The following is a 21,812-nucleotide window of genomic DNA, read 5'->3' as shown; positions in this document are numbered from 1 at the left end:
CGTTCGGAACGCATTCGCCGATAAGCCGCACTTCGGTCAGCCTCTTCAAGTGACTGACGTCACGTCACCGCTACTGGCTCCTGGGCCTGTTGAGAGTCCGCCCGTTGGGAGTCGGCCTTTGGGGATTCCACGTCGGCGGGTGGCGTCTCCCACTCGGGCTCGGGTTCGGACAGCGCGGATGCGGATCCAGATACAGATGCGGAGCCGGCGGCTGAGGCCCTGGCTCCCGTCTCCGGCCTGAGGGCGCGCCGGAAGGCCGACGTGCCGCGCGCCAGGTCGTGGCCGATCGCCGTCGCGTCGATGTCGGCCGAGGTCCAGCTCTGCCCCTCGCGTACGTCCGAGCGCACCTTCAGCCGGCCCTGCACCACGACGGGATCGCCCACGTTCAGCGACCCGGCGGCGTTCGTGGCGAGCTGGCGATTGGCCCACACCGTGAAGAAGTTGGTGTGCCCGTCGGTCCACTCGTTCTTCCCGCGGTCCAGGTAGCGCGAGGTCACCGCCAGCCGGAAGCGCGCGGACGGTCCCGTCGTCAGCTCCCGGTACACCGGCTGTGTCGCCACGTTGCCCACTGCGCAGATGATCGTCTCGTTCATCTCGATCCCTCCCCTCGCCCGGCCTCTCCCGCCGGGCGGACACGCGTACGGGCCCGTCCCGTACGGCTGCGTCCGACCGTCCTTCGCGATCGCCGCGAAGCCAGACTGCCTCCGTCGGGCCGAGCCCGCTGAGCCCTGTGGATCACCGCGTGCCTGTGGACAACTCCGCCACCCGGACGGGTGATCGCCGCACCCACGAGCCCCGGTGCCGGCGGGCCCGCGGGGCTCGTGGGGCTCGTGGGGCTTGTGGGGCTCGTGGCCGCCCGAGGGTCCCCCCGGTCCCCTCCACAGCCGTCGCCGCTCAGGTCACCTCCCCGCGGACCCCACCCCCATCACGCGCCCGTACTGCTCCCGGACCTCCCGGTATCGCAGCAGCTCCGAGGCCACCGGATCCAGTACCCGGGCCCGCCCGCACCCGGCCGCCGCCTCCCGCAACCGCCGTTCCGCCTCCAGGCCGTACCGCCGTGCCGGCCCCCGGGCCGCCATCCGGCAGCCCCACTCGACGAACGGGCCGCCGACGATTCCGGCCGTCATCAGCAGCACCGGCACTCCCAGGTTGGGCGCCATCACCCCGACGATCTGTCCCACCAGCCAGAGCCCGCCGATGACCTGAAGGATCGTCATGGACGCCTGCACCAGGACGGCCGCCGGCCACCAGCCCGGCCGTGGCGGCCGCCCGGGCGGCAGTCCCGCCCGCGCGGCCAGCTCGTCCAGCGCCTCCGGCAGCCCCTGAGCGCCCCGTACGGCCGACTCGCGCACCGCCTGCGCCCACGGTGTGGGCAGCCCGGCCGACGCCCGGTCGGCGACCGTACGCACTGCCTGTTCGACGCGCTGCCGCGCGGTGGCCTCCTCGTCCGTCTGCGTCCGCACGGACAGACGTCCCGTCGTGGGCTCGCCCCGGTCCTGGTACCAGCGCCACAGCCGCAGCCAAGGCGTCCCGCACGCGCGGTTGGCGTTGCGCAGCCATGCCCGTTCGGCGGCCTCGCCCGCGGCGGTGGCGCCGATCGCGTCCGCGAGGCGCGCGGAGAACTCGTCGCGCGCCTCCTCGCTGAGCCCGGTCCGCCGCCGCGCGGCGTACACGGGCCGCAGCCGCCATCCGGCGGCGTCCACGTCGGCCGAGATCCGGCGCGCGGCCGACCCGCGTTCCGCCACGAACTGGCCGAGCGCCTCACGCAGTTCGCCGACGCCCTCGCCGGTGAGGGCGGACAGCGCAAGCACGATGGCGCCCGGTTCGCCGTGCTCGCCCAGCGCGATGCCGTCCTCGTCGAGCAGCCGCCGCAGGTCGTCGAGGACCTGGTCGGTGGCCTCCCCGGGCAGCCGGTCGACCTGGTTGAGGACGACGAACATGATCTCGGCGTGTCCCGCCATGGGCCGCAGATAGCGCTCGTGCAGGACCGCGTCGGCGTACTTCTCGGGGTCGACCACCCAGATGACCGCGTCGACGAGCCCCAGGACGCGGTCGACCTGCTCGCGGTGCTGCACGGCGGCCGAGTCGTGGTCGGGCAGATCGACCAGGACGAGCCCGCGCAGCTGCCCGTCCGCAGCCGCGTTCTGCGCGGGACGCCGCCGCAGCCGCGGTGGGATGCCGAGCCGCTCGATGAGGCCGACCGCGCCGTCGCTCCAGCTGCAGGCGAGGGGTGAGGCGGTCGTCGGCCGCCGTACGCCCGTCTCCGAGATGGTCACCCCGGCGAGCGCGTTGAACAGCTGCGACTTGCCGCTGCCCGTGGCGCCCGCGATGGCGACGACGGTGTGCTGCCCGGAGAGCCTGCGCCGCGCCGCCGCCTCGTCGAGCACCCGGCCCGCCTCGGAGAGCGTCTTGTTGTCGAGCCGGGTGCGCGAGAGCCCGACCAGTTCGCGCAGCGCGTCGAGCCGGGACCGCAATGCCCCGTCGTACGCGAGCGGCGTCACGACCTGCGCCCCGGAGGCGCGGGGTTCCACAGCGGCGGGTTGTTCCGGAGCGGCGTTCTCATTCACCCGCCTTGCGATCAGCCCGTCGTCCCAGGGGGTCGCGGAGTCCGTACCGGAGGAGGGTTCCGTGCGGGCGGCGTCCGACCGCGCGGAGGAGTCCACCCGAGAGGCGGAATCCGTACGAGGGGCGGGATGTGTACGCGCGGGAGAGTCCTTACGGGACGGGGGCTTCGTGCGAGACGGGGGCTCGGTGCGGGACGACGAGGGCTCCGTACGTGCCGAGGAATCCGTACGTCGGGAGGTGCCGCCGCTCTTACGGCCGCCCGGGTCGGAGGCAGCGCCACGTGCGGGCGTGTCACCATCCCTGCGGGCCCCGGCGTCACGGCTCCCCTCACGCGCGGGCGCGACACCGCCCTCGCGGGCGCCGGAGTCCGGGGCGTCCTCACGCGCGGGCGTGCCGCTCTCCTTACGGCCGCCGGAATCGGCGGCGCCCCCACGCGCGTGCGCGTCAACGTCCTTACGCCCCCCGGGCTCGGGGACACTCACCCGCATCTGTGCCTCACCATCCTCACGGCCGCCGGAGTCGAGGGCCCCCTCGCGCGCGGGCGTGTCACTGTCCGTCAGGTCCTCCACGCGCGCGTGGCCGTCGTCCGCCCGGCCGTCCCACTTAGCGAGCTTCCTCCAGAGCATGCTTCGGTTCTCCGGCTCCTCGACGGCTGCGGGACCCTCGCCCTCGCCGGGCGCTCCCGCCGCCTGATCGCCCTCCGCGGGGAGGCGGTTCCCGGAAGCGCCCTCCAGAGGGACGTTCGCCGGGGTGCTGTTCTCGCGCACGGCGGGCCCCGTGGCGCCGTCCTTCTGCTGATCGGCGTGTTCCGTGTGGTCCTGGTCAGTGACGGCAGTCACCGGTCACCTCTCCTTCTGCAGTACGGACAGCGCGGCGATGAGTTCGGCCTGGGGTTCCGGATGGACCTCCAGGGCGTCGAGCGGGGCGAGCCGTCGCTCGCGTTCGTTGTGCATGACCCGGTCCAGGTGCTCGGTGAGCAGCCGCCCGGCCCGGTCGCGCAGCCGCAGCGCGCCGTGCGCGCCGATCCGTTCGGCGAGCCCCTCCCCCGCCGACCGCGCCCGGCGTCCGCCCAGCAGGGCGGTGGCGACGAGGGCGGTGACGACCTCGGAATCGGGGGCGACGCTGCGGTCGAGGACGCTCACCTCGTCCTCCGCGTACTCCTCGAGTTCCCTGCGCCAGCGCCGTACGGCCATGCCGATGCGGTGTTCTACGCTCGCCGGCCGTGGGTCGCGGCCCGTCAGTTCGGGGGCCGCGGCGGCCGGTTCGCGCCGCCAGGCGTCGTCGACGCGCTCGTCGGCGGCGGTGACGGCGCACAGCAGGAGCGTGCTCAGGCTCTCCACCAGCGACTCCAGCAGCTCGCTGGCGGAGCAGTCGAGCGGGAAGGCACGCCAGCGCTTCAGCGCGTCGCCGGCGAGCACGGCACCGGCCTGGAGCCGGCTCCGTACGCGCGCGTACTCGCTGTCGTACGCACTGTCCACGGCGCTGGTGAGCCGTAGCGCTGCCGCGTACTGGGCGGCGGCGGCGTTCGCCAGCTCGGGCATGCGGACCTTGAGCGAATCGAGCAGACCGTTGGCCGTTCGGATGATGGCGTGTTCCCGCGCCCCCGGGTCCTGGGCCTGCTGGCTGAGCCAGGTGCGCAGCGGTGCCACCGCCGTCGCCGGCAGAAGCCCGCCGCCCCAGGCCGACTCGGGCAGCTCGGGCACGGTGAAGCGGGGGATGTGACCGAGGCCGGCCTTGGTGAGGAGCGCGCCGTACTGCCGGGACACCTCGGAGACGACCTGATGCGGAACCCTGTCCAGAACGGTCACCAGGGTGGCGTCGTACTCCTTGGCTGTGCGCAGCAGATGCCAGGGAACGGCGTCGGCGTACCGGGCGGCCGTCGTGACCATCACCCAGATGTCGGCCGCGCAGATCAGCTGGGCCGCGAGGGCTCGGTTGTCCGCGATCAGGGAGTCGATGTCGGGCGCGTCGAGCAGGGCGAGCCCGGGCGGCAGCGTGTCGGCGGTCTCGAGCCGCAGCACGCGCGCGGCATCCTCGCCCGGCGCCATCAGCTCCTCCGCCGGATCCTGATCGGGCATCCACACGCGCGTGAGGTCGGGCAGCACCCTCACCCCGCTGAACCAGTGATGGTCGTCCGGATGACAGACCAGCACGGGATTTCGCGTGGTCGGCCGCAGCACTCCCGCTTCGGTCACGCGCCGGCCCACGATCGAGTTGACGAGCGTCGACTTGCCGGCCCCGGTCGATCCGCCCACCACGGCAAGCAACGGCGCTTCGGGCTCTCTCAAGCGGGGCACCAAATAGTCGTCGAGCTGTGCGAGCAGTTCGTCGCGGTTGGCACGCGCGCGTGGCGCCCCCGCCAGGGGCAGCGGAAAGCGTGCGGCCGCGACACGGTCGCGCAGGGCGGAAAGTGCGTCGAGCAGCTGAGGCCGTACGTCCAAGGTCACCACATGCGAAGAATGCCCAATTTTAGGGGAATTCTGAAGCATATGAGTATGTCTGCGCGCCGACGGGACACAAGGGATGGAAGGGACGACTGGGACACAGGCACAGTCCAGGCATAACGAGTGCACAACACCCGGGGCGCGAGAGGCCAAAAGCGGTGCACGATTCGTACCTGCCTGCGATTATCAGGACCGCTTCACCGAACCTCCACATCGAGCCACGGAGGCGAAGCAACAGGGACACGGACGCGGGAGCCCTATCCTTGTCCCCGGCAACGTCACGGAATCAGCCCACACCCGGGCGCACCACGACCGAGGCCACCACAACCGGCCCCCGTAGCTCAGTGGATAGAGCAGGCGCCTTCTAAGCGCTTGGCCGCAGGTTCGAGTCCTGCCGGGGGCGCCCAGTCTCCGCCCTCCTTCGGGAGGGCGTTTTTGCTGGTCAGTGCGGGTAATGCCGGGCGCGGCGAAGCCCCGGACGCCCCCTTGATGATCAAGGGCAGACTCCGGGGCTGTCCGGCTGTCACCGGGTTTTCGCGGGTGGCTGTGTCGAATACGTGTCGAAGTTCTGGGCGGCCGAGGGGTCAGCCAGCGGACGACCGCTCGGGGAGATCTCCGGCAGCTTCGAGCCGCCTCTTCAGGTCGGGCAGCTGACCTTCGACGCATCGGGCGTAGGTCGCCAGGAGCACGGCCACGCTGTTCCCAGCCCAGTCGGCCACCTGGGCAGGCGGGATCCCGTCGTTCAGCCACTTCGTCAGGCGCGTGTTCCGGTTGTCGTAGACGCGCCGTCCGGTGGGCGACTCGAAGACGTGCGGGGGCAGTACGGCCTTACGGGCGTTGCGCCACGCTCGACGGATGACGGAACCAGCGAGGATGCCGCCCGACTCGCCTTGGAACAGCAGGTCACCCGGCTTGAGCCGTTCGTCCTCGATGTGCTGCCGCAGTATGCGCGTGAGGGCGGGATGTCCTGGGACGGTGCGGGTCTCGCCCTCTGCACGGCCTTTCAGGTCGCGTTGTTCGTGGATGTCCCCCGTGTCGGTCCACTGCTTTCCGACGAGAGGCACGACGAGCGGCTTTCAGATGCGGAGTTGGAGCTGTTCCTCCAGTACCTCCACAGATTCGCGAACCATGACCTTGATCTCTACGCCCTCATACAGGTTGGAGACCCAGCGCACCCCGCCTACGTGTCCTTCAGCAGGACGCCGGAAGCGGGTGTCGACCCATCGGCTTACCGGTGGCCTTGAACCGGCTCCGGGCCGTGTCGAATGTGTGTCGACGGCAGCGGCTCTGAAACCACGTTCCGAAAAGAAGCCCTGCCAGACGCTAGTTCCTGATAGTCGCTCATACAGACGCGACTGCCGATTGCGGCAGGTCTGTGACGGTCAGGCAGGAGTGTCGAGTCAGCCGAAGTCGTTCGTGCCGGGAGTGGGGCGAGTACTGATGGTCTCGTCGTACGTCGGCATAGTGGTGCCGTACGAGGTGCGCGGGTCCAGTGGTCCGGCGCCGGACCCCCGGCCCACTGGTTGGACGCCCGGGGCGCTGCCCGGATGCCCGAGGGCGTGGCGCTCGCCCGTACCCGGGCGCAGAACCGCGGGCATTTCACCGGAGGTGGCCTGTGTCGCGGTGCCGGTCTTCTCGAAGTCCTGGGACGTCCGTTGGTCGTTCCATTCGTGGCCGTCCGCCGACGACCTGAGGTTGTCCCTGCCGGCCTGGAGGCGGGAGTGCAGACCGTCGAGGGCCGGCTTCCAGCTGGTGGCGATCTCTGTCAAAGCGGCGCCGATCGACCAGCCAGTGAGCGAGTTGCCCGCGGTCCTCGATTCCCTGATGGCCTTGTCGGCCGGTCCCTTCATGGTTTGGGATACACCGTCGCAGGCGCCGGCGGACGCGCGCAGTTCGGCCGGGTCGACGTTGGTGCTCTGAGACACGTCCAGTTCCTCTCAATCGGTCAGAACTGCTGCTGCTTCGCACCGGGCGGGAGCATGCAGGGGGTGCGTACGGAGAAAGAGAGCGCTTGGGGCTTTGTCTTGCCGGAGCCGACGGTCTCGGCCGTCACGCGATAGGAGTTCTCCTTGTTGTCAGCCCTGAACACTGCCGACTCGTAGGCATCCTTGAACTCCCGGTATCCCGTGACCTCGTACCCCTGCTTGGAGAGCTCCTGACGGAGCGTCTTCACGACGCGCGTGTGCTCCGTGACGGGCGCCGGGGAATTGACGTAGTAGAAGAGGCTGTACCGGCCGTCCTCGGCCACCTCGTCGTTCGCCCCGATACATGCCTCGAAGTGCACCTTGGCCGTCGAAGGGGTGAGCTCGACATCGGCGATCCTGGCCATGTACGCGGTGTAGTCCTTGGCCCACTTCAGCGCGGCGTCCTTTTCCATCCGCGGCAGCGGGGTGTTCGCGTCGTCACTCTGGGACACACAACCTCCAGTTGAAAGGAGAACTGCGGAGACAGCCAGCATCGTCCGGAAGAAGGGCCTAGAGACCAGGGACGATATAGGCGTCCGGCGGCATCTCGGAGCCCTCCTTCGGAACCTCTGTGGGCTGCCTGCCTGCAATGATCGCTCCCTGGTTGTCGAGGGACTCGCTGGGTCCGTACGGCCCGCTGTCCCAATAGCCGCTGTGGCCATGGGTGTCGACCTCGAAGTTGTTGCCACCGAAGCCTCCAAGCGTCGGGTCGCGGCCGAGGGTGTAGTCGGAGGTGTTGTTGGCGACAGCGTCGTCCTCCGCAGTACCGACCCACACGTGCTCGGGATCCATCTGCAGATCCTCGGCCTCGTCCACTGTCATCCCAGGACTACCGACTGCAACCACGTCGTCCGCGCCCAGGCCGGAGCCTCCGGCTGCGGCAGCACCCACGACTGTGGAGCCGTAGCTGTGTCCGATAACGGTGGTGTGACTCGGCGATCCGTCATGCGCGGCATGCGAGCCCGCCACGAACTGCCGCAGGTCAGGAGCGGCCTCCTCGGCTCGCCCGGTTCCACCGACGCTGGTGAAGTCGGTCGCGGACGCCTCGGGGGCGTCGTAGCCGAGCCAGGTGATCATCGCCACGCTCTCGCCGTTGGACCGGCTCTCCGCCGCCGACTGCAGCCTGTCGATGCGCTCGAGCTGACCGGGTACGGCGTCCATGTTCGTGTTGGTGCCTGGCACCAGGATGCCGGTGTGCGCGGCCGTGTCGGGGTTGCCCATGGCGATGATGGCCCGTCCGTCGTCCTTGGAGTCGTAGCCGAGGAGGTACAGCTCCTTGCCCCTTGGCGCGGCATCCGCGGCTTCGAGCCGGTCGTTCAGCACCTGGAGATTGCTCAGGCGCCTGTTGACGGTTTCATCGGTGTCCCCCGGGAACCCTTCGTCCCAGTTGCCCTCCTGGATCAGATTCATTTCCTGGGCGAGGGCCGTGCGATTGGCGTCGTCGCGCACGTCCGACGGCAGACCGTCGGTCGCTCCGATCTGCCTCGGGTAGAGCGTGGTGTAGGTCTGACGCTCCTCGGGGCTGAGGGCCTTCCACCAGTCGGCGGCAGCCTTCGGGTCGTCCGAAGGGATCTGCGGGGCCTGGACACCCACAGCTTTCATCGCGTTCTTGACGTCCCGGGCGGATTCCGCCGCCGCGTCGCGGCTGAGCGGATCGGTGAGAATGTCGCCGTTCAGCTCGGCGAGCGCCCTCGCGCCGTCGTTACTGGCCTTGTGCGCGGCAGCCAGGGCCTCGTCGATGGCGGCGCGGTGCTCCCCGAGCAGGGCGCTGCGGTCCGCAATGATCTGCTGTGCGTCGGGGTCCTGGCGTGGAAGGCCCGAGGTCGTCGGATCGCTGACCCAACCGTCGTTGTCGACGTCGAAACCGTCCTGCTCCGCACGCCGCACCGCGTTACGGAGGTCGGTCGGGACTGCTCCATCCAGAACCTTGTGGTGTTCAGGACCTCGGCGATGGCCATGGCCTCCGTCTCGACCACACCGATGCGCGACTCGACGTCCTCCAAGTAGAAGAGGGCCGCGTCGGCGTCATCGCCCTTCCAGGACTGGTGCAGCGGCCCGGTGACCTGTCGGCGGTGACGGTCGGTGAGCGAGTCCATGGTCGTCGAGAGCCCGCGCCAGGACTTGACCGCGGCTTCCAGGTCGGAGAAGTCCTGCTTCATCAGCCGGGAGAAGTCAGAAGCCACGTCGGCTCCCGCTCGGCTGGCCCGGGGGTCCCGCAGAGCATGGCAAGCCAACCCAAGTAGGCATATGACAACCCCCGTTGCTACTCACTCATGAGTTCGAGGCACTCAGCCTAGCCGACGTCTTCTCGCCCTAGACCGTTGCTTCTGGATCACCTCGTATCGAGTGGCAAGGCCCTGCCACTGCAATGAAAGCCGCAGGCAGGCAAGGGGGTTGGGAGAGCCGGGCCGAAGCCAAGGTGCCGGCTCCGGCAGACATCACAGCGCGGCTCGGCGTCGCCGCCGCCCGGCATCGGTTCTGGGCATCCAAGAAGCCGCTCTTCCCATCAACCGCTAGCAGGAAGGCCCCGCGTCAGGTCGTAGCTCCTCCGCTCGTATCGTGACCGCATGCGCAACGAGCGGCACGATGAGCGGCTGTCGGACGAGGAGTTGGAGCTGTTCCTCCAGTTCCTCCACAGATTCGCGAACCATGACCTTGATCTCTACGCCCTCATACAGGTTGGAGACCCAGAGCACCCCGCCTACGTGTCCTTCAGCAGGACGCCAGAAGCGGGTGTCGACCCATCGGCCTACCGGCGACCGTGAACCGGTCCCGGGCCATGTCGAATGCGTGTCGACGGCAGGGGACGAGCTGCCAGCGGAAGGCGTAGCTGCCCAGGTCAGTGGCCGACTCCCGGCGAACACGCCAAGCGCCTTCTAAGCGCTTGGCCGCAGGTTCGAGTCCTGCCGGGGGCGCCCAGTCTCCGCCCTCCTTCGGGAGGGCGTTTTTGCTGTTCAAGACGGGATTCAGGCGCCCTGGCGCTCGGCCCGCCGCCGGGCCAGCTCTTCGACCGCGGTCGGCAGCGTCGTCTCGAAATCGATCAGCTTGGCCCAGGTCGGGGTCACCACGATCCGGACCATGCCGTCGTACAGCGAGCGCACCTCGGCCTCCCATTCGACCCGCTGCTCGGCCGACATCTGGTAGCTGCCGTTGGCCTGCAGGTACTCCTCGGGAATGCCGTCGACGACGTCCAGCTCGGCCCGGCCGCGGATCAGCAGGATCTTCGGCGGGTGGACCTCAGTGTCGATCGTGAGCGCGACCATCGGGTTCGCCCGCAGCGACGGCAGTTTGGGCGCGTTCGTCGCCGTACACATGACGATGTGCGACCCGTTCCAGACGAAGGCGATCGGTACGTTGCGCGGGGTTCCGTCCTTGGCGACGTAGGCCAGGCGGGTCACGTCACGGGCCAGCAGCTCCTGGCTGGTCGGGCGGTTCAGTACCTCGGTGATCTCGTTCGGTTGCATGGTTCGGTTCCTCCTCCTCAGCAAACACTCAGCGCAGCTGCTCGGCCAGTCCGACGATGATGCCCTCCGGGCCGCGGAGGTAGCAGAGCAGATGGCTGTCCTCGAACTGGGCGATCTCGCCGACGAGTTCGGCGCCGTGGGGGCGCAGGCGGGCAACGGTGTCCTTGAGGTCGTCGACGGCGAACATGACGCGGTGCGTGCCCAGCACGTTGTGCGGCCGGTTGCGCGGCCCGTCGCTGATCACCGCGGGGCTGTGGTACTTCGACAGCTCGAGCCGGCTGTGGCCGTCCGGGGTCCGGACCATCGCGATGTCACAGCGCACGCCGTCGAGTCCGGTGCACTGGTCGGCGACGAGGCCCTCGACCTCGGCCCTGCCCTCCAGCTCCATACCGAGTTCCACGAAGAACGCGATGGCGGCATCCATGTCCTCGACGACGATGCCGACGTTGTCCATCCGCTGAATCGCCATGCTGGTTTCTCCTTCTTCCTCGTGCGGCCGGTGCCGGCCGCTGCTGTCCCTGGGACGGAGCCGGTCGCACGTTCTCGACATCCCCAGACTGTGGAACTCCGAAAAATCTGGATCGCGCCTCGGGTGAGATTCATCCGGATGCACCAGCCCACCGCCGGCACGCTGAGAACGGCTCCCACGAAGAGGGCCCACACCGTGGTTGCTGCGCTGTGCGAGGCAGAGATCAGAGCAGGCTTGCTCAGCCGATCCAGCGCGCTCGGCGTCTGTGGAGCAGCAGGTCAGGAGGGAGCCGCGCGGTGCCATGGACCGACTCGCCGCGGGCCCGGTTCGGTGACGACGGCGAGGTGTTCCAGATCGTCCGCGCCCAAACGGAGTGAAGGGCATCTCCGGCGTGAAGCACGTCGAGCTCAACCTCGTCTGCATATAGGGGCGTTCACGAGCGTGCGGGAGTGGGCCAACCCGCTCGACTGTCCGCGACGACTCAGTCGAGGGGCGGCAAGTTGCCCAACGCCTCTCCGAGCGCGAACTCGGTGGCACCCCGGGACTGGAGGCCCTGCTTGAAGAGCTCGGCCGTACGCTGCGTTGCCTTCTCGCCCCGGACGAGCTGCTGGAACAGTGCGGCGTCTGCGCGCACTTCGGCGGGCGTGGGCAGGCTGATGGCGTTGATGGCCGACTTGGCCGCGATCAGGGCGTCGCGGGGGAAGCCGCCGATCCGCGCGGCGATGCCTGCCACGAGCTCGTCGAGTTCGGCGTCGGGGACGGCACGGTTGACCCATCCGTAGCGCTCGGCGAGGTCGGCGTCGAAGTCCGATGAGGTCAGTACGGCTTCGAGTGCTCGGCCCCGGCCCAGCAAACGGGTGAGGTGCTGGATCCCGCCCGCGCCCGGGGGTGTGCCGATTCCCACTTCGGGCTGGCTGAGGATGGCGTTCTCCCGCGCGGCGAAGCGCATGTCGCAGGCCAGGAGGAACTCACTGCCCGCCCCCCGGGCCCGGCCGCGCAGCTTGGCGATGGTGACGGCCGGGAGCCGGCTCAGCTTGCGGAACAGCATCCCCAGGGAGGCGTCGCCGGGGCCTCCGGCCTTCGCGGCCTCGGCGGTGTACTCGGCGACTTTCGTCAGGTCGACGTGCGGGAAGAAGAAGTCGGCGTCCGCGCTGTCGAAGATCACCACTCGCGGGGCGGTCGGGGCCGACAGCTCGTCCAGCAGCGCGACCAGGTCCCGCACGACCTCGGGGCCGATGAGGTTCAGCGGCGGGGCGTGGAACGTGGCGGACAGGACGTTGCCGTCCAGCCTGGTGTTGATGGTTTCGTACGACGCGGTCATCCCGATCTTCCCGTCCTCGCCCATCCTGAGCTCGCCCTGAAGATCACAACATATCGGCCCATTACGGTCAGGGCCGGTCACAGGTCCGTGCCGCCGCCGACGTCGAGGTACTGGCCGGTGATCCAGCGAGCTGCGTCGGAGGCGAGGAACCCCACCACGTCCGCCACGTCGGCAGGTCTGCCGATCCGGTCGAAGACGGACCGTGCGGCCAGGGCGGCCCGTGCCTCGGGCGTCGTCCTGCGGCGGGCGTTCATGTCCGTCTCGATGAACCCGGGCCCGACCGTGTTGACGGTGATCCCGCGGCCGCCGAGCTCCTTGGCCAGACCCAGGGTCATCGTGTCCAGCGCGCCCTTGGACATGGCGTACGCGAGGGACTCGGGGAAGGCGCGCCGTGAGGCGAGCGAGGAGATGTTGATGATGCGCCCGCCGTCCCGCATCCGCGGCAGCGCGTTCTGCACGAGGAAGAACGGCGCCTTGGCGTTGACGGCGATCATGCGGTCGAAGATCTCGGGAGTGGCCCGACTCACGGGGCCCGAACCGCTCGTGCCCGCGTTGTTCACCAGGATGTCGAGCGAGCCTTCGGCGGCCGGCGCCGATGCGCCCTCCCCCCGCTCGTCCTCCTCCCGCTCGCCATCCCCCCGCTCGCCCGTCTCCCGCTCGCCCTTCTCCCCCGCGCCGTACCGCTCGTACTCCTCCCGCTCGCCCTCCTCCCCCGCGCCGTACCCCCCGTACTCCTCCCGCTCCTTCCGCAACCCCGCGTCGAACGCCTCGAAGACGGCCCCGGCGTCACCCGGCACCCCCAGCTCGGCCCCGAGCGCGAAGGCACGCCCGCCGTTCTGCCGTATCTCCTCGACGAGTTCCAGGGCAGCGGCCTCGCTGCGGCCGTAGTGGACGCCGACCAGCGCCCCGTCCTGGGCGAGGCGTCCGGCGATGGCTCTGCCGATGCCCCGGCCGGCCCCGGTGACCAGTGCGATCTTGCCCGTCAATGTGCTGTTGCTGTCCACGAAGTCCCTGCCCCTGTCCCTGCCCCTTCCCTACCCCTCAGCGATCCAGGAACCGCCGGTACCACGACGCCTGTTCCGCCATGCCCTGCGCGAAACCCGCCCCGGGTTCCACCCCTGCGGCCGCCCAGAAACCGTCGTCCGCGAACCAGTGGTCCACGGCGAGCATGTCGAGGTGGTGCAGTGCGCGCGGCTGCCCGGCGAGGCGGGCCCGCGCCTCGTCGATGTCGACGGGTACGCCCGGCAGGTGCGGGGCGAGGCGGTCGGCCACCGTGTCCAGCAGTTCCGAACAGGCAACCGGATCGGGGTGGTTGACGTGATGGACGCCGGCCAGGTCCCGGTCCGACAGACCGGCGGCGACCACCGCGCGTCCCAACGCCCGTACGTCGACGACCGAGTGCCGGGCGGCGCCGCCCTTCAGCCCCGCCGACAGCAGCCCCATCAGGCCGACCAGGCCGGGCACCACCCATCGGTCGCCGGCGCCGAGCACGAGGTGCGGGCGCAGTACGACGCCGCCCGCGTCCAGCACATACCGTTCGGCGGCGGCACGGGCACGGCTGGTCGGCGAGGCCGGTGCGAGCGGCAACTCGCCCGGGAGAGCACCGGTGAAGGGCCCCCGGCCGTACACGGCGGCCGTACTGACGTAGACGACGCGGGACACACCGGCGCGCGTCGCCTCCTCGACGAGGGCGCGGGTGCCGTGGTCGTTGACGGCCTCGGTGAGCGGTATGTCGTCACCTATGTGGGAAGCACAGTGCAGTACGACGTCGACGCCGTCGCAGACCCCACGCAGCGACGGCGCGTCGGCCAGGTCGGCCCGGACGACGTCCGCCGTGCGGCCACCGTCCGCGCCGCCGCCGTCCGTTGGCAGGCTCGCCGGATCGCGCAGCAGGAGCCGCACCGGGTCCGGCGTGTCGCGCTGCGCCTCCCGGAGGGCGGTGACGACATGACTGCCGATGAAGCCGCTGCCTCCGGTGACGAGGATGCGTGGTGACAAGGTGGGCCCCTCCTTGACGGACTACGGACGAACGAACGACGAACGACGGACGACGGGTCGCCCGCGTGATCAACGGTCGGTGACGGACCCGCTGCTGGTCAATCCGCCCGCGCGCCACCCGTCGTAGAGTCGATCCAGTCGGTGCCCCGGCCATGGAGAGGAACCACCGTGCGGCTGCGCTGTGCTGTGCTCGACGACTTCCAGAACGTCGCGACCGAAGTCGCCGACTGGTCGCCGCTCGCGGACGACGTGGAGGTCGTGCAGTTCACGACCCACTTCCCCGGCGAGGACGCCCTGGCCGAGGCCCTCGCCGACTTCGACGTCGTGGTCACCCTGCGCGAACGCGTCCCCTTCCCCGGCTCCCTGCTCGCCCGGCTCCCGCGGCTGAAGCTGCTGATCGCCTCCGGGATGCGCAACACGGTCATCGACTACGCCGCCGCCGAGGCGCACGGCGTCACCGTCTGCGGTACGGCGAGCTCCTCCACGCCGCCCGTCGAGCTCACCTGGGCCCTGCTGCTGGGCCTCGCCCGCGGCCTCGTCCAGGAGAGCAACGCCCTGCGCTCGGGCGGCCCCTGGCAGCAGACCGTCGGCGCCGACCTGCACGGCCGCCGGCTCGGCGTGCTCGGTCTGGGGAAGATCGGCAGCCGGGTGGCCCAGGTCGGCCTCGCCTTCGGGATGCACGTCAGCGCGTGGAGCCAGAACCTCACCAAGGAGTACGCGGACGAGGTCGGCGTCCACCTGGCCCCCTCCAAGGAGGCCCTGCTCGCCGACAGTGACTTCGTCTCCGTCCACCTCGCGCTGAGCGACCGCACCCGCGGCCTCGTCGGGCCCGCCGAGATCGCCCTGCTCAAGCCGACGGCGTATCTGATCAACACCTCACGCGCGGCGATCGTCGACCAGGACGCCCTGCTCGACGCCCTGCACGAGGGCCGCATCGCCGGCGCAGGCGTCGATGTCTTCGACACCGAGCCCCTCCCCGCCGGCCACCCGATGCGCACCGCGCCGCGCCTGCTCGCCACACCCCACCTGGGCTATGTCTCGCAGGCCAACTACGCCACGTACTACGGCCATGCGGTCGAGGACATCCAGGCGTACCTGGCGGGTTCACCGGTACGACGGCTGCCCTGACGGCCGCGGTCAGGCGATGTCGGCCGCCGTCCGCTCGGCCTCGGCCGGGCGCCGGTAGATGCCCTCGCTCCGGCGCAGATGATGCAGGTCGACCAGGTAGCGCCGGAGCGTCACATGGTCGATGTCGTCGCTGTCCTCGCACCAGGCGCGCAGCTTCTCGTTGACGGTCCGCTCCGGGTACTCGACGCCCGGTTCGAAGGTCTGCTCGGCGATGTGCCGCAGCACCAGCTTCTTGCGGGTCCACCGCGCCGGGAGCCGGACCAGCCGCCCGTCCCGGACGAAGGTCCGCAGGACCATGTCGGTGGGCCCGTCACCGGAGGCGGGGCCCGGGTCTGCCCCGTTGCCTTCCTCCCGCCGCGCCGCCGCCCGCACCTGCTCCTTGAACAGGCCGTACGCCACGGCCAGTTCCCCGTCGTCCCCGGCCGTCACCACGCCCTGCTCCCGCAGCCGCCGCAGCGACACGGCCGTCTCCTTCGCGGACAGCCCTGCCGCCAGGGCGACCTGCTCGGCGCTCCGCGCCCCCAGCGCCACGGCGGCGAAGGCGCGCACCCGGGTCTCTTCGGCGAACAGCCGGACCAGTTGTTCCGTTTGTTCCGTCGGATCGGTTGCCATGCCGGGAGGCTAACGGCCATGGACCGCGGGGCCGAGCGATTTTCCGGCGGGCCGGGGTGTCAGGCGTACCGGTAGATCTTGGACACGTCCTCCAGCTCGTCCGGGGTCACGTCCCAGGGCGGCAGCCGTTCGTCCCGGGCGACGATCCGGCGGTACTGCACGCTGTCCCGGCCGGGCGGCTTCGCCGGCAGATAACGGTGTTTGCGGTGGCGCCGCTGCCAGCGCTGCCATTGCATGTCCACGAAGGCGTGGTGCAGCCAGAAGACGGGGTCGTTGACGGACGCGCCACCGAGCATGGCGCCCCCGACCCAGCGGTGCACCCGGTTGTGGTTGCGCCAGGAGTCCCTGCCGGTGCCCCACCCCTCCAGCTTGTTGCGGAAGCCCTTGGTGACCGTCGAGTCCCACGGGGCGGCGTCGTAGACCGGGTCGTCGAGGGCCTGCTTCAGGTCGGCCCTGGTGGGCAGGGCCATCGGGTTGCGGGAGCGGCCCAGGTCCCGGGTGAGGAAGTCGCCGTCGGTGACGCTCGCCCGGATGGTCCAGTTGCCGGTCCGGTAGGCGAACGGCCCGGTCATCACCTGCCGGTCCCCGGGCCGCCCGTTGCCGCCGAGCAGCTCGTCGGTCCACGGCAGCGAGGTGGTCTTCCGGTCCCGGGTCCAGTCCCAGTACGGCACGGTCACCGAAGAGTCGACCCGCCGCAGCGCGTTCTCCAGGTCCAGCACGAACCTGCGGTGCCAGGGCAGGAAGGAGGGCGCCATGTGGGCGGCGCGCAGCCCCCGGTGGCCGTCCCCGACGAAGTGCGCGATGTGCAGCCGTACGAACTCGTCGTACTCGCCGCGCCGTTTGATCTCCAGCAGCGCCTCGACGAACCGCCGCCGCTCGGTGCGCGTCAGCTTGGTCACGTTCTTACGCACGTACGCCATGCTGCGCCTCCCCGTGCGGGTGCCCACCACCGAACGGCCCGGGAGCCAGGTCACGCAGTCGCCCGCCGGACCCGAGTTCGTCGACGGCCGCGCGGGTCGCCTCCAGCGGAGTGCGGTACCAGCCGTAGTGGTCGACCATGCTCAGCCAGGTGCCGTCGGCACGGCGCATCAAATGCAGCGGCCGGCCGTCCACGGTGACGTGCCAGGCGACGTCCAGGGCGGTGAGGCCGCCGAGGGACATGGCGGCGCCCTTGATACGGCGGCCGCGGTAGGTCTCGTCGAAGGCGGTGTCGGTGTCCGGAGGTCGCTCCGCCGACCGGGAGGGCCGGGAGGCGGTGACGACCGGGGCGAGTGCCACGGCGGCGGAGGCGAACAGCAGCCGCCCCAACTCCCGCCGTGTCCGCCGCTCCGGCCCCCTGCTCACCGCGGTGCCCGCCCCCTGTACCGCACCCACCGAGACCCCGTCTGCGCTGACGGCCATCGCTCACTCCTCGTACGGTTCGGCTGTTCGTACGAGTAACCGAGCAGGTCGCCCCGCGGTCACCGCCGTAGCGCCCATACGGTGCAATGGTCAGCTCGTCCAGAAGTCCCACCAGCGGGTCAGGATCAGCATTCCGACGATGCCGATGTGCAGCACCGGAAGCACCCAGGTGAACTCGGCGAGGAACGTCTTCACCGGGCCCGGCGCGGGCAGGAAGCCGTTGCGCACGCTGAAGGACGTCACGTACCAGAACAGCGGGATCGTCGCGAGCCAGGCCAGGCAGCACCACAGGCACAGGGCGTTGATCCGGTACAGGGACTCGAACTGCAGCCAGGACACGATCCCGACCCCGAAGAGACAGCCGGCCCCGAAGGCCAGCCAGTACCAGCGCGGGAACGCCGCCCCGGCCAGCAGGCTGACGCCGACGCAGATCACGACGGCGTAGGCCGCCAGGCCCAGCATCGGGTTGGGGAACCCGAAGGCCTCGGCCTGGTCGCTCTCCATCACGCTGCCGCAGGAGAGGACGGGGTTCAGGCTGCAACCGGGGACGAAGTCCGGGTCCTCCAGCAGCTTGAACCTGTCGAGGGTGATGACCCAGGAGGCCAGCAGCCCGGCCGCCCCACAGAGCACCAGCAGCAGGGCGAACGCCCGGCTGCCGCCGGCGGTCCGGCGCATCGGCCGCGCAGAGGCGCTTGAGTCAGGGGCCACCGCGCGACCTTATCGACGGCCCGCGGAGCGTTCCGGCGTCCGCTCACCCGACCGGCCGACAGCTCGGGGGGCCGTCCGCCCGAACGAGGGACGCGGACCGCTTCCGGAGGTGGTCAGCGGTAGACGCGGAGGTAGTCGACGTCGAAGGTGATCGGGGCCGGGTCGCAGGGGGCCGCGTGGTACTGCCCGGCGCACAGCGACAGGTTGAGGACCGGATACGCCGACCAGCCGGGGCCGACGCCGGTGCCGTCGGAGAAGACGCGGTCGCCGTTGACGTACCACTCGACGCAAGTCGCGCCGAGGGCGGTGCCGATGGTCACCCACCTGTCGGGGCCGATCGCGTCGACGTCGGTGTGGTACGTCGAGGCGTGGTTGACGTGGTTGGACAGCTCCAGCAGGTGCGGGTTGTCCGAGTGGTACTCGAAGCAGTCGACCTCGTTCTCGCCGTCCTTCCAGGTCCACAGCGCCGGCCAGGCTCCGGTCCCGCAGGGCAGCCTGACGCGGGTCTCCATGTAGTCCCCGGCCCGGACCCGGAACTCCTCGGCGGAGTACTCGGTGGTGAGCAGGCCGGTGTGCCAGGCCTGCCGGCCGTTCTCCAGGGTGCGGCCGGCCGGGGTGGCGGTGAACGTGGCCACGCCGCCTGAGACGGTCACGGCGCTGGGGGTGAGCCAGTCGAGCTTGTTGTCGTCGGGGTTGTGATCGCAGTAGCGGTAGGCGCTCGATCTGTCGCCGGTCCATCTGGCGCCCCAGGCGATCGGTGCGGTGAATTCCTCCGCCCAGATGAGCGACCTGCCAAGGGCCGCGGCCGGCGTGAAGACGTCGCTGTCGGTGGTCATGGCGGCGAGGGTAGGCCGCGGGACGGCCCGAACCGGACCGGCTCGACGAGGGTTCCGTCCGTCAATTCCGAAATTCATCTTTTTGATCGCGCAAGCGGCCCAACCTGCCCGGCACCACCATACGATGAATTGATTCGCCGACCAGATGCCAACCGATCCGAATCCCGTTGCGCATTCCATTCTCCACTCCACCGACTTTCATGCGTATGGAGTAACGCGTCGCTTTTGCAGCGCTGTTGGACTGCTATGTTCTCCAACCGTCGGATCAGAGGTACTTTCAAGCGAGGTGAATGATGAAGAAGGCAGTTTTCACCACTGCGGCTTTGGCCATCGGTGCGGGTCTTGTGGGTGGCTCGGCCGCTGCGGCGGTGGCCGCCGGAGGATCGGGAAGCCCTGCCGGGCCGCTCGGTCTCATGTCCCCGACCAAGGTGACGCCGGCGGTGGTGCCCGCGGCCGACACCGTGGCGCGACTGGCCCGCGACGGCGGGATCGCCAAGGGCAGCGCGTTCGACAAGAAGAACTCGGGGGGCATGTCCGGCGTATACCTGGACGGTATGGACCCGGATGCCGCAAAGCGGCCCACGATTCCGGTGAAGAACCCGGCCGGCAGCGGCACCGTCCAGGTCCGCCCGCTGCAGGCCCCGACCGCGTCCGGTCTCGGCACCCTGCTCCCCAAAAAGTGACGACCCGGCAACCGTACGAGTCGGCCGTACCGGCGAAAGCCGGCCCCGGATTTCTGAGACTCTGATCCGGTTCTCGACAGCCGGAGGCCTTAGGTAGGCCGGACGCTGGATCCGGACCGCAGCGCCACCTCCGCACATGGCGGGCCCGCATGCCCCCTGGCACCCGCGAACCACTGTCCCGGCCCACCGGCCCGCACCTTGCCGGTGGGCCGGACGCATGTCTGCGCCCGCTCTGAACGGCGCCATTCAGCAAACGATCCAAGGCATTTCATGGAAGACCGCGTGGATTACGGCTCGACTCCCGGTGGACACTCGGCGTTGCGCCATCCGATGGAATCTAGCCGCGTTTGAATGTTTCCACCGTGACTTATGCATGCATATACGGGTTTCCTTTTCGTAAGCGTGCGCAACCGTGAATTCAGGAAGGAACCAAGTTGCCCAAGAAGTTCGCGGTCATCACGGCCCTCGCCCTCAGCACCGTCGTCGGCAGCGCCGGCATTGCCTCTGCCGGCGGCTACCCGAGCAGCGGCGGCGACACCACCACCGTCAAGGGCGGTAGCGGTTTCTCGTCGTCCCCGGTCGTCGTGAACGAACCCCAGCAAGGCGTTCTCATCGCCAATGGCACCCTCGTCGACCTTCGCTGCGCGGTGCCGTGGTCCAACGGCGCCGTCCTCGCCGGCACCGTCGCGCCGAACTCGAAGTACGTCGGCTGCAACACCGGCAAGGTCGAGCAGGGCCGCAACGCCGTCCACGGCGGCGGCCTTCTCTTCTGACCCCTGCTCCGAGCAATTCGAGGCAGGTAAACCCCTAGCGCAGCCCGGAAAGGCTCAGCTCATGCGTAACAAGGTTACGGCCATTTCCGCCATCGCCGCAGGCATCGTCCTCGCGTCCGGTGGCACCGCCGCGGCCGACACCAACACCACCACCGTCAAGGGCGGCAGCGGCTTCTCGTCGTCCCCGGTCGTGGTGAACGCGCCTCAGCAAGGCGTTCTCATCGTCAATGGCACCCTCGTCGACGCTCGCTGCGCCGTGCCGTGGTCCAACGGCGCCGTCCTCGCCGGCACCGTCGCGCCGAACTCGAAGTACGTCGGCTGCAACACCGGCACAGTCGAGCAGGGGCGCGGCACCGTTCACAAGGGCGGCCTTCTCTTCTGACCCCTGCTCCGAACAGTTCGAGGCAGGCAAACCCCACAACGCAGCCCGGAAAGGCTCAGCTCATGCGTAACAAGGTTACAGCCATTTCCGCCATCGCCGCGGGCATCGTCCTCGCGTCCGGTGGCACCGCCGCGGCCGACACCAACACCACCACCGTCAAGGGCGGCAGCGGCTTCTCGTCGTCCCCGGTCGTCGTCAACGAACCGCAGCAGGGTCTTGCCATCGTCAACGGCACTCTGATCGACGGTCGCTGCATCGCCCCGTGGTCCAACGGTGCCGTCCTCGGAGGCACGGTCGCGCCGAACTCGAAGTACGTCGGCTGCAACACCGGCAAGGTCGAGCAGGGGCGCACCGCCGCGCACGTCGGCGGCCTCCTGTTCTGATCTGTGCTTCACCCCATGGCGGCCCGCCGGTATGCCGGGGGGCCGCCATCGGCGTGTGCGCGCCTTTCTGATCCAAAGCCTCTGATCCAAAGCCTCTGGCACAAACCCTTGGGCCCTGTCTGCGTCAGCGTGCAGACAGGGCCCAAGGTCAAGGAGCGCCAGCAAGGAGGAGGAAAGAGCGCCCATTCATTTGGTCCAACTGAGTTGCTCCGCCTCCGGTCACCCTGAATCCTCCATTTGGCCCAAGCCGAAGGGGCCGGCTCCGAGTCCGGAGCCGGCCCCTTCGGCGTAAAGGAACGAATGGTCTACCTGATGTCTACCGGAGCGGAAGTCCACCGAGCAGCTGGCCGTCGACGGGGTTCGGCAGGGCACCGCCGATGACGGGGGTCTTCACGACGCCCTGCGACTTCATGCCCTTCTTCACGTTGTCCGTCGTGCGCTTCACGTTGTTCCCCACGTAGCCCGTCGGCACCTTGGCGGCCGAGGGGAGGCTGCGGGCGACCGTCTTCCCGTTGTCCACGAGGCCCGACGCCGGCATGTTCACCGCGGAGGCGGCGGGCACGGTGGCACCGGCGATGGCGAGGGAGCCGACGACGACGGCAGCAGCCTTCAGGTTCTTCATCATGTTCCTTTCCAGGAAAATCATCTTCGGTAACTCGCGTTCTCCTGGGCTAACGATGG

Annotated in this window: 24 protein-coding genes and 1 tRNA gene; 8 read left to right on the top strand and 17 right to left on the bottom strand. The window is 69.8% G+C overall.

Annotation, left to right across the window (positions count from 1 at the left end; all coding sequences use genetic code 11):
* Positions 1-59: 59 nt before the first annotated feature.
* From OHT51_RS27415 to OHT51_RS27405, 3 genes are all read right to left on the bottom strand, one after another.
* Positions 60-593 (bottom strand): single-stranded DNA-binding protein, encoded by a 534-nt coding sequence (locus tag OHT51_RS27415; RefSeq protein ID WP_328881577.1) that lies wholly within the window; start codon positions 591-593, stop codon positions 60-62.
* Positions 594-899: 306 nt separating this feature from the next.
* Positions 900-3,053: a GTPase gene (locus OHT51_RS27410; protein ID WP_443052736.1), complete on the bottom strand. Its 2,154-nt coding sequence runs from the start codon at positions 3,051-3,053 to the stop codon at positions 900-902.
* A 354-nt stretch (positions 3,054-3,407) separates the two neighbouring features.
* Positions 3,408-5,015: a dynamin family protein gene (locus tag OHT51_RS27405; protein ID WP_328881575.1), complete on the bottom strand. Its 1,608-nt coding sequence runs from the start codon at positions 5,013-5,015 to the stop codon at positions 3,408-3,410.
* 324 nt (positions 5,016-5,339) lie between these two features.
* On the opposite strand from OHT51_RS27405, the gene OHT51_RS27400 reads away from it, so the two are divergent.
* Together OHT51_RS27400 and OHT51_RS27395 are read left to right on the top strand one after the other, a co-directional pair.
* Positions 5,340-5,412: transfer RNA gene (locus OHT51_RS27400), tRNA-Arg, on the top strand.
* A 154-nt stretch (positions 5,413-5,566) separates the two neighbouring features.
* A complete protein-coding gene (locus tag OHT51_RS27395) occupies positions 5,567-6,253 on the top strand; it encodes a hypothetical protein (RefSeq protein WP_328881574.1) in 687 nt (228 codons plus the stop codon).
* 156 nt (positions 6,254-6,409) lie between these two features.
* Here OHT51_RS27395 and OHT51_RS27390 read toward each other — a convergent pair whose 3' ends face one another.
* Genes OHT51_RS27390 through OHT51_RS27380 form a run of 3 tightly spaced genes read right to left on the bottom strand, consistent with a single transcriptional unit; the run spans position 6,410 to position 8,860 of the window.
* Entirely contained in the window at positions 6,410-6,934 is a 525-nt protein-coding gene (locus OHT51_RS27390) for a WXG100 family type VII secretion target (RefSeq protein WP_328881573.1), read from the bottom strand.
* A gap of 20 nt (positions 6,935-6,954) precedes the next feature.
* Entirely contained in the window at positions 6,955-7,425 is a 471-nt protein-coding gene (locus OHT51_RS27385; protein ID WP_328881572.1) for a hypothetical protein, read from the bottom strand.
* Between the two features lie 58 nt (positions 7,426-7,483).
* Positions 7,484-8,860 (bottom strand): alpha/beta hydrolase, encoded by a 1,377-nt coding sequence (locus OHT51_RS27380; RefSeq protein ID WP_328881571.1) that lies wholly within the window; start codon positions 8,858-8,860, stop codon positions 7,484-7,486.
* A 680-nt stretch (positions 8,861-9,540) separates the two neighbouring features.
* On the opposite strand from OHT51_RS27380, the gene OHT51_RS27370 reads away from it, so the two are divergent.
* The gene (locus OHT51_RS27370; protein ID WP_328881570.1) at positions 9,541-9,738 is read left to right on the top strand and encodes a hypothetical protein; all 198 of its coding nucleotides are present in this window, start codon (positions 9,541-9,543) and stop codon (positions 9,736-9,738) included.
* Positions 9,739-9,939: 201 nt separating this feature from the next.
* Here the strand turns inward: OHT51_RS27370 and OHT51_RS27365 are convergent, their stop codons facing one another.
* The 5 genes from OHT51_RS27365 to OHT51_RS27345 all read right to left on the bottom strand — a co-directional run bounded on the left by OHT51_RS27365 (position 9,940) and on the right by OHT51_RS27345 (position 14,225).
* The gene (locus tag OHT51_RS27365; protein WP_328881569.1) at positions 9,940-10,437 is read right to left on the bottom strand and encodes a pyridoxamine 5'-phosphate oxidase family protein; all 498 of its coding nucleotides are present in this window, start codon (positions 10,435-10,437) and stop codon (positions 9,940-9,942) included.
* Between the two features lie 28 nt (positions 10,438-10,465).
* On the bottom strand, positions 10,466-10,906 hold the full coding sequence (locus OHT51_RS27360) for a VOC family protein (RefSeq protein ID WP_328881568.1): 441 nt from the start codon (positions 10,904-10,906) through the stop codon (positions 10,466-10,468).
* 481 nt (positions 10,907-11,387) lie between these two features.
* Positions 11,388-12,251 (bottom strand): enoyl-CoA hydratase/isomerase family protein, encoded by an 864-nt coding sequence (locus OHT51_RS27355; protein ID WP_328881567.1) that lies wholly within the window; start codon positions 12,249-12,251, stop codon positions 11,388-11,390.
* A gap of 53 nt (positions 12,252-12,304) precedes the next feature.
* The gene (locus OHT51_RS27350; RefSeq protein WP_328881566.1) at positions 12,305-13,231 is read right to left on the bottom strand and encodes an SDR family NAD(P)-dependent oxidoreductase; all 927 of its coding nucleotides are present in this window, start codon (positions 13,229-13,231) and stop codon (positions 12,305-12,307) included.
* A 37-nt stretch (positions 13,232-13,268) separates the two neighbouring features.
* Positions 13,269-14,225: an NAD-dependent epimerase/dehydratase family protein gene (locus OHT51_RS27345; protein ID WP_328881565.1), complete on the bottom strand. Its 957-nt coding sequence runs from the start codon at positions 14,223-14,225 to the stop codon at positions 13,269-13,271.
* Positions 14,226-14,393: 168 nt separating this feature from the next.
* Here OHT51_RS27345 and OHT51_RS27340 point away from each other — a divergent pair, with 168 nt between their 5' ends.
* Positions 14,394-15,353, top strand: a complete 960-nt coding sequence (locus tag OHT51_RS27340) for a D-2-hydroxyacid dehydrogenase family protein (RefSeq protein ID WP_328881564.1) — start codon at positions 14,394-14,396, stop codon at positions 15,351-15,353.
* A gap of 9 nt (positions 15,354-15,362) precedes the next feature.
* Here the strand turns inward: OHT51_RS27340 and OHT51_RS27335 are convergent, their stop codons facing one another.
* From OHT51_RS27335 to OHT51_RS27315, 5 genes are all read right to left on the bottom strand, one after another.
* Positions 15,363-15,965, bottom strand: coding sequence for a DUF2087 domain-containing protein (locus OHT51_RS27335; protein ID WP_328881563.1), 603 nt, complete (start codon positions 15,963-15,965; stop codon positions 15,363-15,365).
* 59 nt (positions 15,966-16,024) lie between these two features.
* Positions 16,025-16,885 (bottom strand): tyrosinase family protein, encoded by an 861-nt coding sequence (locus OHT51_RS27330; RefSeq protein WP_328881562.1) that lies wholly within the window; start codon positions 16,883-16,885, stop codon positions 16,025-16,027.
* A complete protein-coding gene (locus tag OHT51_RS27325) occupies positions 16,869-17,366 on the bottom strand; it encodes a tyrosinase family oxidase copper chaperone (protein ID WP_328881561.1) in 498 nt (165 codons plus the stop codon). The genes OHT51_RS27330 and OHT51_RS27325 overlap by 17 nt, the downstream gene beginning before the upstream one ends.
* A gap of 90 nt (positions 17,367-17,456) precedes the next feature.
* Positions 17,457-18,041: a vitamin K epoxide reductase family protein gene (locus OHT51_RS27320; protein ID WP_328884453.1), complete on the bottom strand. Its 585-nt coding sequence runs from the start codon at positions 18,039-18,041 to the stop codon at positions 17,457-17,459.
* Between the two features lie 146 nt (positions 18,042-18,187).
* On the bottom strand, positions 18,188-18,910 hold the full coding sequence (locus OHT51_RS27315; RefSeq protein WP_328881560.1) for a glycoside hydrolase family 16 protein: 723 nt from the start codon (positions 18,908-18,910) through the stop codon (positions 18,188-18,190).
* A gap of 413 nt (positions 18,911-19,323) precedes the next feature.
* On the opposite strand from OHT51_RS27315, the gene OHT51_RS27310 reads away from it, so the two are divergent.
* From OHT51_RS27310 to OHT51_RS27295, 4 genes are all read left to right on the top strand, one after another.
* A complete protein-coding gene (locus tag OHT51_RS27310; RefSeq protein WP_328881559.1) occupies positions 19,324-19,593 on the top strand; it encodes a hypothetical protein in 270 nt (89 codons plus the stop codon).
* A 434-nt stretch (positions 19,594-20,027) separates the two neighbouring features.
* Positions 20,028-20,366, top strand: coding sequence for a hypothetical protein (locus OHT51_RS27305; protein ID WP_328881558.1), 339 nt, complete (start codon positions 20,028-20,030; stop codon positions 20,364-20,366).
* Between the two features lie 61 nt (positions 20,367-20,427).
* Entirely contained in the window at positions 20,428-20,748 is a 321-nt protein-coding gene (locus tag OHT51_RS27300) for a hypothetical protein (protein ID WP_328881557.1), read from the top strand.
* Positions 20,749-20,810: 62 nt separating this feature from the next.
* Positions 20,811-21,131 (top strand): hypothetical protein, encoded by a 321-nt coding sequence (locus OHT51_RS27295; RefSeq protein WP_328881556.1) that lies wholly within the window; start codon positions 20,811-20,813, stop codon positions 21,129-21,131.
* A 316-nt stretch (positions 21,132-21,447) separates the two neighbouring features.
* On the opposite strand, the gene OHT51_RS27290 is transcribed toward OHT51_RS27295, so the two are convergent.
* Positions 21,448-21,756, bottom strand: coding sequence for a hypothetical protein (locus OHT51_RS27290; protein ID WP_328881555.1), 309 nt, complete (start codon positions 21,754-21,756; stop codon positions 21,448-21,450).
* Between the last annotated feature and the right edge of the window lie 56 nt (positions 21,757-21,812).

The sequence above is a fragment of the Streptomyces sp. NBC_00299 genome (assembly GCF_036173045.1).
In the GTDB taxonomy this organism is placed as follows: Bacteria; Actinomycetota; Actinomycetes; order Streptomycetales; family Streptomycetaceae; genus Streptomyces; species Streptomyces machairae.
The sequence above is the reverse complement of the archived record's forward strand: the minus strand, read 5'-3'. Positions and strand labels throughout refer to the sequence as shown.